12 protein-coding genes are annotated in these 14393 nt (G+C 65.5%); 5 read left to right on the top strand and 7 right to left on the bottom strand.

Annotated features, from left to right (window positions below):
* Positions 1-36 precede the first annotated feature (36 nt).
* The 3 genes from KYK29_RS12100 (at position 37) to rnd (ending at position 4055) form a co-directional block, all read left to right on the top strand.
* Positions 37-1281: an MFS transporter gene (locus KYK29_RS12100; protein WP_254691146.1), complete on the top strand. Its 1245-nt coding sequence runs from the start codon at positions 37-39 to the stop codon at positions 1279-1281.
* 86 nt (positions 1282-1367) lie between these two features.
* Positions 1368-2750 carry a multicopper oxidase family protein gene (locus KYK29_RS12105; protein ID WP_254691147.1) on the top strand — a complete coding sequence of 461 codons (1383 nt, stop codon included), beginning with the start codon at positions 1368-1370 and terminating at the stop codon, positions 2748-2750.
* A 159-nt stretch (positions 2751-2909) separates the two neighbouring features.
* On the top strand, positions 2910-4055 hold the full coding sequence (rnd, locus tag KYK29_RS12110) for a ribonuclease D (protein WP_254691280.1): 1146 nt from the start codon (positions 2910-2912) through the stop codon (positions 4053-4055).
* Positions 4056-4213: 158 nt separating this feature from the next.
* On the opposite strand, the gene KYK29_RS22495 is transcribed toward rnd, so the two are convergent.
* The 6 genes from KYK29_RS22495 to KYK29_RS12140 form a co-directional block, all read right to left on the bottom strand.
* A complete protein-coding gene (locus KYK29_RS22495) occupies positions 4214-5413 on the bottom strand; it encodes a calcium-binding protein (RefSeq protein WP_302795509.1) in 1200 nt (399 codons plus the stop codon).
* Positions 5414-5476: 63 nt separating this feature from the next.
* Positions 5477-6076, bottom strand: coding sequence for a DUF922 domain-containing Zn-dependent protease (locus KYK29_RS12120; protein WP_254691148.1), 600 nt, complete (start codon positions 6074-6076; stop codon positions 5477-5479).
* A 7-nt stretch (positions 6077-6083) separates the two neighbouring features.
* On the bottom strand, positions 6084-7604 hold the full coding sequence (gene ppx, locus KYK29_RS12125) for an exopolyphosphatase (RefSeq protein ID WP_254691149.1): 1521 nt from the start codon (positions 7602-7604) through the stop codon (positions 6084-6086).
* Positions 7605-7614: 10 nt separating this feature from the next.
* Positions 7615-9828: an RNA degradosome polyphosphate kinase gene (locus KYK29_RS12130; RefSeq protein ID WP_254691150.1), complete on the bottom strand. Its 2214-nt coding sequence runs from the start codon at positions 9826-9828 to the stop codon at positions 7615-7617.
* 136 nt (positions 9829-9964) lie between these two features.
* Positions 9965-10660, bottom strand: coding sequence for a DnaA regulatory inactivator HdaA (gene hdaA / locus KYK29_RS12135; RefSeq protein ID WP_254691151.1), 696 nt, complete (start codon positions 10658-10660; stop codon positions 9965-9967).
* Positions 10661-10691: 31 nt separating this feature from the next.
* Positions 10692-11828, bottom strand: coding sequence for an AI-2E family transporter (locus tag KYK29_RS12140; protein WP_254691152.1), 1137 nt, complete (start codon positions 11826-11828; stop codon positions 10692-10694).
* Between the two features lie 211 nt (positions 11829-12039).
* Between KYK29_RS12140 and purM the strand changes: the two genes are divergently transcribed.
* Together purM and purN are read left to right on the top strand one after the other, a co-directional pair.
* The gene (purM, locus tag KYK29_RS12145; RefSeq protein WP_254691153.1) at positions 12040-13113 is read left to right on the top strand and encodes a phosphoribosylformylglycinamidine cyclo-ligase; all 1074 of its coding nucleotides are present in this window, start codon (positions 12040-12042) and stop codon (positions 13111-13113) included.
* Entirely contained in the window at positions 13110-13796 is a 687-nt protein-coding gene (gene purN / locus KYK29_RS12150) for a phosphoribosylglycinamide formyltransferase (protein WP_254691154.1), read from the top strand. Before purM ends, purN begins: the two co-directional genes overlap by 4 nt.
* Here the strand turns inward: purN and KYK29_RS12155 are convergent.
* Entirely contained in the window at positions 13774-14382 is a 609-nt protein-coding gene (locus KYK29_RS12155; protein WP_254691155.1) for an NUDIX domain-containing protein, read from the bottom strand. The genes purN and KYK29_RS12155 overlap by 23 nt on opposite strands.
* Positions 14383-14393 lie beyond the last annotated feature (11 nt).

Consider the following 14393-nt stretch of genomic DNA (forward strand, 5'->3'; position numbering starts at 1 on the left):
GCTCGCATTCCGCAGCGCCTCGGTCATAGTGACGTCATGTCGACGATTCGCCCGCTCATCCCCCTGCTCGTCACCGCCGGCATCCTGATCGGCGGCAACGGATTGCAGGGCACCTTCATCTCGCTGCGCGCCGCAGAGGAAGGGTTCTCGACCTCGCTCATCGGGCTGGTCGGCGCGGGCTACAGCCTCGGCTTCGCCATCGGCTGCATCTATGTGACCCGCGTGCTGCGCGAGATCGGCCATATCCGCGCCTTTTCCGCCATGGCGGCGATCGCCGCATCCGCCTCGCTGGCCATGGTGCTCTTCATCGACCCGCTGTTCTGGTTCCTGATGCGGGTTCTCTCCGGCCTCTGTTTTGCCGGCCTCTTCGCCACGGTGGAAAGCTGGCTGAACGCCGCCGTGACCAACGGCAACCGGGCGCGCACCCTTTCCATCTACCGGGTCATCGACCTCGGCTCGGTGACCGCCGCGCAATATCTCATTCCGGGCGTGGGGCTCGGGGGATTCCAGCTCTTCGCGATCATTTCGATGGCGCTGACCCTCTCGCTGGTGCCGATCTCGCTTGCCGACCGCTCGGGCCCGATGGTGCCGGAGGCGATCCGCTTCGACATCGCCAAACTCTGGAACATCTCGCCGCTGGCCACCATCGGCTGCGTCGTCGTCGGCCTCACCAACGCCGCCTTCCGCAATCTCGGGCCGATCTACGGGCAGGAGATCGGACTTTCCATCACCGCCATCGCCAGCTTCATGAGCGCCGGCATCATCGGCGGCGTGGTGCTGCAATATCCGCTCGGACATTATTCCGACCGGCTCGACCGGCGCCTGGTCATTCTCGTCTCCACCCTCGGTTCGGCGCTCGCCGCGCTCTATCTGGCCTTTCTCGCCGGCAGCAACGAGTGGACGAACCTCATCGGCATCTTCATCTTCGGGGCCTTCGCCATGCCGCTCTATTCGCTGTGCTCGGCCCATGCCAACGACCACGCCGCCGAAGGCGAGCATGCGCTGGTTTCGGCTGGCCTGTTGTTCTTCTGGTCCTGCGGGGCGATCATCGGCCCGCTCTTCGCCTCGATCCTGCTCGATCTGTTCGGCCCTTCGGCGCTCTTCCTCTATACCGCCGTCGTGCTCATCGCCTTCATGATCTATACGGCGTTGCGCATGGGAGCCCGGCCGGCCGTTCCCGCCGACGACACCCGGCGCAGCCGTTTCCGAAACCTGCTGCGGACCTCGCTGTTCTTCAACAAGCTCGCCGGACCCGACGAGGATCGCAAGCCGCCGCGCTGACGGGCGCGCCAACATGTCTCTTCCGCGCGTATTGCTGAATATGGCAGTCAGGTTTAGAACGCGAAGGACAGTCGGGGAGATCGTCCATGCTGAAGAGACGCGCATTGCTCAAGGGGGCTCTGGTGGCCGGAGCCTACGCCGGCGGGATCGGGCTTGCGGCGCGCCATTCCGGCGCCAGCGCCGCCCCGGCGCTCCACCTTTCAGCCCGGCCGACGGAGGCCCATCTCACCGACGCCGGCGTGACCAGAGGCGCCATGACCTATGGCGACGGCGAAGTGCCGCCGGTCTTGCGGCTTCGCCGCGGCAAGGCATTCTCGCTCAGGCTCGACAACCGGCTCGACGAGCCGACGACGATCCACTGGCACGGACTGAGGATCGAAAACCGCATGGACGGCGTCCCCTTCCTGACCCAGCCCTATGTCTATCCCGGCGATGGTTTCGATTACGCCTTCACCCCGCCGGACGCCGGCACCTTCTGGTATCATCCCCATTGCAACACGCTGGAACAGATAGGCCGCGGACTGGCCGGCGTCCTGGTGGTGGAGGATCCGGACGATCCGGTCTTCGACGCGGAGATCACGCTCAACCTGCGCGACTGGCGGCTCGGCGGCGACGGCCAGTTCATCGCCCAGTTCCGTCCGCGCGACGCGGCGCGCGCCGGCACGTTCGGCACCGTGCGCACCGCCAACTGGCGGCAGGCGCCGCAGCATGACGCGCCGGCCGGCGGCCTCGTCCGCCTGCGGCTTGCCGCAACCGACGTGACGCGCATTCTCGATCTCGTCGTCGATGGCGCGGAGGCGCAGGTGATCGCCCGCGACGGCAATCCGGTCGAGGCGCGCTTTGCGCTCGACGGGCTGACGATCGGCCCCGGCCAGCGGCTCGATCTCGCCCTGCGCATGCCCGACGGCGAAGGGTCCGTTGCCGAACTGCGCGACCGCCGCGGCACCCGGCCGGCCGTGCTCGCCACCTTCCGGTCCGTCGGACGCTCGCTGAAGCGGGAGATCGGCGACCTGCCGCCGCTTGCCGCCAATCCCCTGCCGGATCCCGACCTTTCCTCGGCGACCGAAATCCCCTTCATCCTCAGCGCCTCGGCGGAAGAGCGGCCCAAGGACGGGATCTGCGGCTCGCTCGGCTATAACTTCTGGGCCATCAACAAGGTGCCATGGGCCGACGACACCGGCGATCCGACCGCGCCGCTGGCGGAGATGAAGGCCGGCAGGACCTATGTCTTCAACGTCGAGAACCCGACGCCACAGCTTCACCCGCTGCATCTGCACGGGCTCGTGTTCCGGCCGATGAACTCCAACAAGCAGGCGATCCGGCCGCATGTCACCGATACCTATCTCATCCTGCCCGACGAGAAGGTGCAACTGGCACTGGTGGCGGACAATCCCGGCGACTGGGTCTTCCATTGCCATATCATCGAGCACCAGAAGACCGGCATGACCAGCTATATCCGCGTGGTATAGAGCAATTCCGGAAAAAACGGGAACCGGTTCGTGCGGCCGCCTGCCGCCAAATCCGCCTTACGGTTGCAAAAGGGGAAATTTTCGATTGTGACGAAAGAGTGGAACGTTTAAACCAACCGCAACGAAAAAACCGAAAGTTCCGCCGAGCCGGCCATGCAGATCATCGAAACTACAGAAGCCCTTGCCGCAGCCTGCCAGACACTCGCCCGTTCCGACTTCCTCACCATCGACACGGAGTTCCTGCGGGAAACCACCTTCTGGCCCGAGCTGTGCCTGATCCAGCTCGCCGGCCCGGAAACCGAACTGATCGTCGATCCTCTTGCCCCCGGCATCGATCTTGCGCCCTTCTTCGAACTGATGGCCGATCCGGCGGTGCTGAAGGTGTTCCACGCCGCACGGCAGGATATCGAGATCATCGTCAACCGGGGCGATCTGGTGCCGCAGCCGATCTTCGATACGCAGGTCGCCGCCATGGTCTGCGGCTTCGGCGACAGCGTCTCCTATGACCAGCTCGTACAGAAGATCAAGGGCGTGCAGATCGACAAATCCTCGCGCTTCACCGACTGGAGCCGCAGGCCGCTTTCCGAAAAGCAGCTCGAGTATGCGCTGGCCGACGTCACCCATCTGCGCGACGTCTATCTCTCGCTCAAGGAAAACCTGGAACAGGCCGGCCGCTCGCTGTGGCTTACCGGGGAAATGGCGATCCTCGAATCCCGCGCGACCTACGACCTGCATCCCGACGACGCCTGGAAGCGCCTCAAGCTGCGCGTCAAGAAGCCGATCGAGCTTGCCATCCTGCAAAAAGTCGCCGCCTGGCGCGAGCGCGAGGCGCGAGGACGCAACGTTCCGCGCTCCCGCGTCCTGAAGGACGACACGATCTACGAGATCGCCCAGCAGCAGCCGGCGGACGCCGAAGCGCTGGGCCGGCTGCGCACCATCCCCAAGGGCTGGGAACGCTCGCAATCCGGCGCGGCCCTGCTGGAGGCCGTCCGGGAGGCGCTGGCCATACCGAAGGCGGAACTGCCCCGCCTGCCGCGCCAGCAGCATGTGCCCGAAGGTGCCGCGGCGGCCACCGAGATGCTGAAGGTTCTCCTCAAGCTGGTTTCGGAAAAACAGGGCGTGGCGGCGAAGATCATCGCCAATTCCGACGATCTGGAGAAGATCGCCATCGATGGCGAAAGCGCCGACGTTCCGGCGCTGCATGGCTGGCGTCGCGAGCTTTTCGGCAATACCGCGCTCGATCTGATCGGCGGCAAGGTCGCGCTTCGCTTCGTCGACCGCAAGATCGAGGCCATCGCGCTTTAAGCGCCTCCGGAAAGCCGACGTTCATCGGGCGCTGCGGGTTCCCCTCAACAAGGCCCGGCGCTTTACCGACGATATTTTCCCGAGCCGGCGCGCCGGCTCGGCTGCCGTATTCATGCTGGGCAACGGGCCGGCAAGCAGCGCCTGCCGGCCCGCGCGGTTCAGAGGATGAAATCGGTCGCCTTGAGGTTGATCAGCGAATCGAGCTTGATCGTGAGATCAGCGTTTCCGTCGCCATCGACATCGGCGTGGATGAACGTTTCCGACCCGATCTTCTCATAGCGAAGCTCGCCGGCCTGCTTGCGGAAGTCCTTGAGGCCGATGAACTTGAAGGCCTGATTTCCGGCCGCAGTGGTATTGGCGTCGATCGCGCCGAGATCGATCTTGTCGCCCTGGCCACGATTGAAGTCATGGATCGTATCGTAGCCTATGGTAACGGGAGTGGCAGGGGTCGCCGGCGTGATGGTGGCGGGGGAATCGGAAACCGACTTGAAGATGAAAGTGTCGGCGCCCGCGCCGCCGTAGAGACTGTCCGCCCCCGCTCCCCCGTAAAGCGTGTCGTTGCCGGCGCCGCCCCGTAGCGTGTCCTGACCGGCGCCGCCTTCGAGCAGGTCGTGACCACCGCCGCCGTTCAGCGTATCGTTGCCGACGCCGCCGTAGAGCTTGTCGGCACCTGCCCCGCCGTTCAGCGTGTCGTGACCAGCGCCACCTTGCAGCGTGTCGTTACCGCCGCCGCCATTCAACGTATCGTTGCCGGCACCGCCGTTCAGCGTATCGTGTCCCGCGCCGCCATAGAGCTTGTCCGCCCCCGCCCCGCCGATCAGCGTGTCGTTGCCAGCGCCGCCGTCCAGCGTATCGTTTCCGGCGCCGCCGTTCAGCCTGTCGTGGCCGCCCTCCCCCCTGAGCGTGTCGTTGCCGGCGCCGCCGTTCAGCGTATCGTTCCCCGCCCCGCCGTTGATATTGTCGGCATATTTCGTCCCGGTGATCGTATCGTTGCCCGAAAGAAGATAGGCCAGCGCGCCCTTGGAGTTTCCGGCGACGTAGAAGTCGAAGATCTTCGCTGCCGAAAGATTGAGCCCTGACACATCGGCATAGATGACGCCGTCGATCGAGACCTTGAGCTTCGTGACCGTGCCTGCGGTGACATCGGTGACCTCGTCACCTTTGGTCTTGAAGACAAAGCCCGAGCCCTGGAAGAGCGTATAGTCCCGATTGTTATCGTAGAATTTAACCGAGGTTCTGTTCCCCGTCATATAGTCATAGTCTGCGAGCGCGGTGATGTCGAGCGAGGAAAAATCCACCCCCGTCGTGCCGACCGGCTTCGTCTTGAAGATCGCCATGGTGAAACTCTCCCCTGTCATCACCGAGTGCCCGGAAACGGACGGGAAATACTACCTTGGGTTATGAGAAAAGAAAAGTGTCGGTTACTCAGGATTGACCAGCGCGAGGATCAACCGATGAACATTGCCGCCATCGCCCATTTCGACCCGGTCGAACTCGCGGCTGCGCGCCCGCTGGGCCTGCGACAACGCGCCGAGGCGGGTCTGGAGCTCCCGGCGGGTCTTGCCGCAATCGGGATCGTCGTCGACGGTGAGACCGACGCTTGCGGCCTCGATCTCGCGCACCATGTCCCGGATGAAATCGCCATGAACCTTCTCGTGCGCCGCGACGCCGGCGAGAAAGGTTTCCCAGCGCGTCTTCAGGGGCTCGGCGAGCGTCTTTTTCACGGCCGGCAACATATAGGTGATGACGAGCTTCGGCCGGTTGACGGCGATGACGCAGGCGGCGCCGCGCTTTTCATACTTGCGCGTCCAGGTGAGCTTGAACGCGGTGTGCGCGATAGCCCGCACCGGCCCGAGCTTCGGTCCGCGCGCGCCGATCGAGCGATAAAGCTCCAGGCCGCTCGTCCCCTCCACCGTATAGGTCCGCACCTCCTCGACCGCCTGCCAGTCGGATGCCGATGCGGCCGCAGGCGCCGCGCCCGTCAGGGCGAGAACGAGGAGAAGCAGCCGCACGCCCGCCATGCCGCCCTCAGAGAAACCGGAAGGCGAGCTTCTTGCCGGTCAGCTTGGCAAGCTGCTGCAAGCGCCCGTTGAGACGTTCGCCGGCCAGTTCCGAAAATTCCGACGGCACGGTGAGTTCCAGATCGATATCCGGCTCGGCGGACGGGCGGAAGGCAAGTTTCGGCACGACGCCCGGCATGGAGGCCGAAAACAGATAGGCGATGCGCAGCAGGCCGCCCAGAAGCTTGGCCAGCGCCCGCAGGCGCGGCGTGGCGACGCCGGCGAGAGCGCCGGTCTCGCCATCGTCGTTCAGCCCCTCGAAGCGATAATAATTGGCAAGCGCAATATAGGCGCGGCCCGGATGGCTGATACCGGTGAACGTGCCGTGGGCGATGATGTTCAACGCCTGAAGGCCGCGGTAATCCGGATGCGCGCGCCAGCTGATGTCGGCCAGCAGACAGGCGGCCTGCCGATAGCGGGCCTCCTCCTCGCTCTCCTCGATGCCGAAGCAGGGCATCATGCGGCCGGTCCAGGCGGCCGTCTCGCGAGCATGCTCGGGTGAACGGGCGCGAAGGATCGCCAGTTCGCCTGCCGCCGCCAGCAGCGGGTCGCGCCCCTTCTCCCGCTCCGGCAGCAACGAATAGAGATAGCCCTCGCGCACGCCCTGCGCCGAAAAGAAGATGCGCGACGGCTTCATGAGGGCGATCACCTCCTGCATCGCCACCGCTCCGAAGGGCAGCAGGTTGCGCCGCACCTTGGAGATCGCCGAATAGGCGGAATCCTTCGTATCCTTGGCCGTCACCACGTCCGTCAGGAATTCCATCGCTTCGGCATAATCGATTTCGTAGCCTTGCAGCATGTGCAGCGGATAGCCGCGCATCTCCATATGCAGCTTGGCAAGCGCGCGCCAGGTTCCGCCGACCGCATAGAACGGATGGCCGCTCCCCGCCCGCAACACGTCCGCCCGATGCAGGTGGCGGCGGGCGACGAGGCGCGCCTGGGCGGCCGAGCCGCCGGAGGTTTCCGAAAGCCGGATGCCGCCGAGCGGCAGCGTGACGCCCCGGCCGATCCGGTCTCCGGCAATATCGACCAGTTCGAGCGAGCCGCCGCCGAGATCGCCGACGACGCCCCGGGGATCGTGAAAGCCGCTGACGACGCCGAGCGCCGAGAAATGGGCTTCCTCCTCGCCGGTCAGCACGCGTATCTTGCGTTCGAGGATCATTTCCGCGCGGTGGATGAAATCGGGGCCGTTTTCCGCCTCGCGGGCGGCGGCGGTCGCAAGCGCATAGACCGTCGAGGCGCGGGCCTGATGCGACAGCGCCCTGAACCGGTGCAGCGCGGCCAGCGCCCGGGCGACGCTCGCCTCGTCCATACGGCCGGTTCTGGCGAGCCCCTTGCCGAGACCGCACATCACCTTCTCGTTGAAAAGGATGGCGGGGGTGCGGTTCATGCCTTCGTAGATAACCAGCCGAATCGAGTTCGACCCTATATCCACGACAGACACGGGGGCAATTCCAGGCAAACGCCCCTGCGCTTCTGATTCAACCATGCAGGTCCAGTTACTTCTTCCGGCGGCCTTGCCAGCCCGCGATCGCCTTCGGTGCGCTGGACTTCAGGGCCTCGCCCCGGCCGGACAGGCTGGGGTTGGTCATGAAGTAGTGCTGAGCGTTGAACGGCTCGGCCCCGGACTGCACTTCCATGCGCCGGGACGTTCCGTCCGGAAGAATCTCGTAGCTCTGCTGGTTATCGATGAGATTGCCCAACATGATCTGCGAAAGAACCTGCTCATGCACAGTCCGGTTGATCAGAGGCACGAGTGTCTCGACCCGCCGGTCCAGGTTACGCGGCATCATGTCCGCGGAGCCTATATAAACCAGCGCCTTGTCCGATGGAAGCCCATGGCCGTTGCCAAAACAGAAGATACGGGAATGTTCGAGGAAGCGCCCGACGATCGACTTCACGCGGATATTGTCGGAAAGCCCCGGGACCTGCGGACGCAGGCAGCAGATGCCGCGCACCACCAGATCGATTTCCACACCCGCCTGGCTCGCCCGGTAAAGCGCGTCGATGATGTCCGGGTCGACCAGCGAATTCATCTTCATCCAGATCGCCGCCGGCGCGCCGTTCCCGGCGTGCGCGATCTCCTCGTCGATGTGACGCAGGATGCGCGGGCGCATCGTATAGGGCGAGAAGGCGAGCTTCATGCCCGCTTCCGGCTCGCCGTAGCCCGTGATGAAGTTGAAGATGTTCGCCATGTCGCTGGCGATCGTCGGGTTGCAGGTGAAGAAGGACAGGTCGGTGTAGATCTTCGCCGTGACCGGATGATAGTTGCCGGTGCCGAGGTGGCAGTAGGTGCGAAGCCGGTTCTCCTCCCGGCGCACCACCATCGACATCTTGGCATGGGTCTTCAGTTCGATGAAGCCGAAGACGACCTGCACGCCGGCGCGCTCAAGGTCGCGCGCCCAGCGGATATTGGCCTCCTCGTCGAAACGGGCCTTCAGTTCCACCAGCGCCGTCACCGACTTGCCGGCCTCCGCCGCGTCGATCAGCGCACGCACGATGGGGCTGTCGTTCGATGTGCGGTAAAGCGTCTGTTTTATCGCCAGAACGTCAGGGTCGCGCGCAGCCTGGAGAAGAAACTGCACCACCACGTCGAAGCTTTCGTAGGGATGGTGGACCACCATGTCCTTCTCGCGGATGGCGGCGAAGCAGTCTCCGGCGTGTTCGCGCACGCGCTCGGGAAATCGGGCGTTGTAGGGCGTGAACCTCAGGTCGTCGCGCGGCGCCTTGGTGATCTCCGCCAGCGTGTTGAGAGCGAGCAGGCCGGGAAGGACGGCGACGCGGTCGTCCGGCACGCCGAGTTCCTGCACCACGAAACGGCGCAGCGAATCCGGCATTTCCGAATCGGTCTCGATGCGGATCACCGAGCCGCGGCGGCGGCGCTTCAGGGCGGTCTCGAAGAAGCGGACAAGATCCTCGGCCTCCTCCTCCACTTCGATGTCGCTGTCGCGAATGATGCGGAACGTCCCCAGACCGCGCACGATATAACCCGGGAAGAGCTTACCGATGAAAAGCCCCACCGCATCTTCCAGCGTGATGTAACGGATAGTCCGCCCGGCATCCGGCAGGCGGATGAACCGGTCGAGCGCGACCGGCAGGCGCAGGAGCGCCGTCATCGGCTCCTTGCCCATGGTGCTGTCGAGCTGGAGGCCGATGGAAAAACCGAGGTTCGGGATGAAGGGGAACGGATGGGCCGGATCGATCGACAGCGGCGTCAGCACCGGGAAGATCGACTGGGTGAACTCCTGTTGCAGCCAGACCTTGTCCTCGTTGGACAGGGCCGTCGGACGCACGATGAGGATGTCTTCCTTCGCCAGATACTGCTGGAGAACGGCAAGCGAGGCCTGCTGTTCCATCTGAAGATTGTCGATCTCCTTCAGGATCTCGTCGAGCTGTTCGGCCGAGGTCTTGCCGTCGGGACTGCGGATGGCGATCCCCTGACGCACCTGGCCTTCAAGGCCGGCGACCCGCACCATGAAGAATTCGTCGAGATTGGCCGCCGAGATCGACAGGAAGCGGATGCGCTCCAGGAGCGGATGCGCGGTGTTCAGCGTTTCCTCAAGGACACGCCGGTTGAATTGCAGCCAGGAGAACTCGCGGTTAACGAAACGCTCGGGGCTCGCCATCAGCCCTTCGACATCGGGCTGGGCCTCCACGACCGTCTCGGCCGTCTCCACCGTCCCGGTCGAATCCTGCGAAGTCACTGTGTCCATGTCGTCCCGCCCGCCATTCGGTTTCCGGTCGCCCTGCGTTTGCCCGGCTCCGGGCGGAAATCCGCTTTCCGCTTTACCTGGAACCGCTTAGCGCAGTTTGACGACGGAACTGTGACAGTCAATGCCGTTGCGAGACCTAAGGCGCGGATTCCTCGCCATCCACCATCTCGCCGAGAACTTCCTGCGCGAGCCGGCGGGTGATGCGGCTGCCGCGGGCAAGCGCCAGCCGGTCGAGCCGCTCCACCAGCGTCTGCGCCGCCTCCATCGAGCGCTCCATACGCGCAACCATATAGGCGACCAGCCGATCGTCCACCTGGAGCTGCCGGTCGGAGAACAGCTTCACGATCACCTGCGACAGCAACCCGTCGTCCGGCTCGCCGATTTCCGCCACCGTCGCGGCCTTGAGGCGCGAGCGCAGGTCCGGCAGGTCGACCGGCCAGGACATCGGCCAGAGCCGGCCGGTGAGCAGCATGGTGTGACCGTTCTGGCGGATATTGTTGATCATGTGGAAAAGCGTGTGGTCGTCGAAACCGTCGCGATCGGCGTCCTCGACCAGCACCGGCCCGCGCGCCGCCGCCTCCTCGGCGCCGACGCCCGGGCGCGCCGTCACCAGCGCGGCGGTCGACCTTTCCCGCCAGACGGCGGCGATATGCGACTTTCCCGACCCCGCGGGACCGGCGATCACCGCGACCGGCGACGGCCAGTGCGGCCAGGCGTCGACCAGCGACACCGCGGCGTTGACCGGTCCGGCGACCAGAAGGTCGTCACGCCCCGTCGCGGGGTCGTGCCCGAAGGCCAGCGGCAACTGTTCGGCGGACTTGCGCGATGTCATTGAACTCTACTCGTGGTCTTCACGGATCGCCTCACGCATCGCCATCGTCGCGCGGGGCGGGCCGACCCCGAAGAAGCGGCCCGGCCTGGCTGTGGCCATGATAGAGATCGCTGTCAAGGTATCGCTCCACCCCGAAGCGGACAAGCACGCCGACGGCCGCCGCCGCCGGCACCGCGACCAGCAGCCCGACGAAGCCGAAGAGCGCGCCGAAGGCGAACAGCGCGAACATCAGCCAGACCGGATGCAGGCCGACCCGGGAGCCGACCAGTTTCGGCTGGAGGATGTTGCCCTCCAGGAACTGCCCGGCGAAGAAGATGGCGACGACGATGCCGATGGAGATGTAATCGGGCCAGAACTGCACGACCGCGACGCCGATCGACAACAGCAGGCCGACCAGCGACCCGACATAGGGGATGAAACTGATGAGGCCGGCGAAAAGGCCGATCAGCAGGCCGAAGTTGAGCCCCGCGAAAGACAGGCTCACGCCGTAGAACAGCCCGAGGATGATACAGATCGACCCCTGCCCGCGCACGAAGCCGGCAATGGCGTCGTTTATCTCGCGCGCAAGGCGCCGCACGGTGTCGAGGTGGTCCCGCGGGATCATGTCGTCGACCCGCAGCACCATCCGGTCCCAGTCGAGCAGCATGTAGAAGGCGACGACCGGCGTGATGACGAGCAGGGAGGCGACATTGACCAGCGCCATGCCCGAATTCCAGATCTGCTTGAGCAGCGTGCCGAGGAAGCCCGCCCCTTCGCCGAGGATGGTCGAAAAGCTCTGCTTGATCGTGTCCATCTGGCCGCTGATCCAGCCCGGAAGCAGCGACGGGTCGAAACTGGTGACGAGCTGCTGCAACTGGGTGATGTAACCCGGCAGGTTGGCGAAAAAATCCGCCGCCTGCGTCGCCAGAAGCGGGATGACGATCATCAGCGACAGGGCGAAGACCACGAGGAATGCGAACAGGATGAACACCGTCGCCATGGTGCGGCTGAGGCCCAGCCGTTCCAGCCGGTCGGCCACCGGATCGAGGAAATAGGCCAGCGCCAGCCCCGCGATGAACGGCAGCAGGATGTTGCTGAAAACGAACAGGAAAAGGATGAAGGCCGTAAGCGCCAGCAGCCAGAAGACGATCTGCCGCTTCAGCCCCGCGCCGCTGACGTAACCTGTCATGCGATTTTTCCCGTCTTCCGGCCCGGCCGGTCCGTCGCTCGTCATCCGCAGGAGATATGACGGGGGACGGGACGGGTCAAGGCTGCGCGGCCGGGCGGTTACGGACAGCGGGCAAATCGGTGAAAAAATCCCGGGTTTCCCGGCATTGCGCTTGCGCTTGCGGCCCCGGCGTGCCAATCGGGCGCGGACAATCCGGAGCGGAGATGCGATCATGAGCCAGTCTGACGGGAACGGCCTGACCTATAGCCAAGCAGGCGTCGACATCGACGCGGGCAACCTGATGGTCGAGAAGATCAAGCCCGCCGTCCGTTCCACGCGCCGGCCGGGCGCCGATGGCGAGATCGGCGGTTTCGGCGGCCTGTTCGACCTTCGCGCCGCCGGCTTCACCGATCCGGTGCTGGTCGCCGCCAACGACGGCGTCGGCACCAAGCTGAAGATCGCCATCGACGCCGACCGCCATGATACCGTCGGCATCGATCTCGTCGCCATGTGCGTCAACGACCTCGTGGTGCAGGGCGCCGAGCCGCTGTTCTTCCTCGACTATTTTGCGACCGGCAAGCTCGATCCCGAACAGGGCGCGGCCATCGTCGAGGGGATCGCGGAAGGCTGCCGACAGGCCGGCGCGGCGCTGATCGGCGGCGAGACGGCGGAAATGCCCGGCATGTATGCCGGCGGCGATTACGATCTTGCCGGTTTCGCGGTGGGTGCGGCCGAACGCGGCCGCCTGCTTCCCTCCGGCGATCTCGTCGAGGGCGACGTGATCCTCGGCCTCGCCTCCTCCGGCGTTCATTCCAACGGCTATTCGCTGGTGCGCAGGATCGTCGCGCTCTCCGGCCTCGGCTGGGACGCGCCGGCGCCGTTCGAGCCGCAAAAGAGCCTCGGCGAAGCGCTGCTGACGCCGACACGGATCTATGTGAAGCCGCTTCTCAAGGCGATCCGCGAGACGGGTGCGATCAAGGCGCTGGCGCATATCACCGGCGGCGGCTTCCCGGAAAACATTCCGCGCGTGCTGCCGAAGCATCTGGCGGCCGAAATCGACCTTGCCGCGGTAAAGCCGCCGGCCGTCTTCTCCTGGCTTGCCCGCACCGGCGGCGTCGAGGCGACGGAAATGCTGCGCACCTTCAATTGCGGCGTCGGCATGATCGCCGTCGTGCCGGCCGACAAGGTCGACACGGTCTGCGCCGTCCTTGCGGACGAAGGCGAGCGCGTCTTCCGTCTCGGCCGCATCGTCGCGCGCGCGCAAAGCGATGCCGGCACCCTCTACAAGGGCAGCCTCGCCCTATGAGCGGAGCAGCGCGCAAGCGGGTCGTCGTCTTCATCTCCGGCGGCGGATCCAACATGCTGACGCTGGCCGGGGCTGCCGCCGCGCCGGACTATCCGGCGGAAATCGTCGCGGTCTTCTCCGACAGAGCCGATGCCGGCGGGCTTGCGAAGGCCGAAGCCCTCGGCATTCCGACCCGTGTCTTCGCGCGCCGGAATTTCGTCAGCAAGGAAGCCCATGAGGCGGCAATCGTCGAGGCGCTTTCCGACTTTTCGCCGGACCTCATCTGCCTTGCCGGCTACATGCGGCTGCTCAGCGCAACCTTCATCCGCCCTTACGAGGGCCGCATCCTCAATATCCACCCCTCGCTGCTGCCGCTGTTTCCCGGCCTCCACACCCACCAGCGCGCCATCGACGCCGGCATGCGGATCGCCGGCTGCACCGTGCATTTCGTGACGGAAGGCATGGACGAAGGGCCGGCCATCGTGCAGGCAGCCGTGCCGATCCTGCCCGCCGATACCGCCGATACGCTCGCCTTGCGGGTGCTTGCGGTCGAGCATCGCAGCTATCCGCTGGCGCTCGATCTGGTCGCCGGCGGCAAGGTGCGGATGCAGGAGGGCAAGGCGATTTTCGCGACACCCCTGCCGATCGCCGACGGCGCGCGATTGATCTCGCCCGAAATCCTCACGCCGGACCGGCCGGCATAAGACCGGCGCGCTCGAGCATCAGCCATTGCAGCAGCAGGATCGTCTTGGCGTCGACGATACCGCCGGAGGCAATCAGGGCGCAGGCCTCGTCGACCGGCATTTCGACGATTTCGATATCCTCACCCTCGCCTTCCACGCCCCCGCCCGCTCCGTCCGGCCGGCCGGCATCGACCGTCGCCACGAAGCAGCTCACCCGCTCGGTGAGCGTGCCCGGACTGACATAGGTGTCGAACAGGAAGCGGACGCCGGAAACGGCATAGCCGGTCTCCTCCATCGCCTCGCGGCTCACCGCCGCCTCCGGGCTGTCGCCATCGAGCAGTCCCGCCGGAACCTCGAGCAGATAACCGTCCGGATGGCCGCCGAGGAACGCGCCGGGGCGGAACTGGCGCACCAGCACCACCGACCGGCGGGCCGGATCGACCAGGAGAACGGCCGCGGCGTGGCCGTGATCGTGCACCTCCCGGTCGAGACGCTCGATACGGCCGTCCGCGCGCCTCTGTTCCAGCACCAGCGTCTGGAGATGGATGAAGCGCTTCCAGACCGTCTTGCGGTCGAGGATGCGGATCGTGGAGGATGTCTCGGCCATGATGGAAGTTC

The sequence above is a fragment of the Shinella daejeonensis genome (genome assembly GCF_024281235.1).
Lineage (GTDB): Bacteria > Pseudomonadota > Alphaproteobacteria > Rhizobiales > Rhizobiaceae > Shinella > Shinella daejeonensis.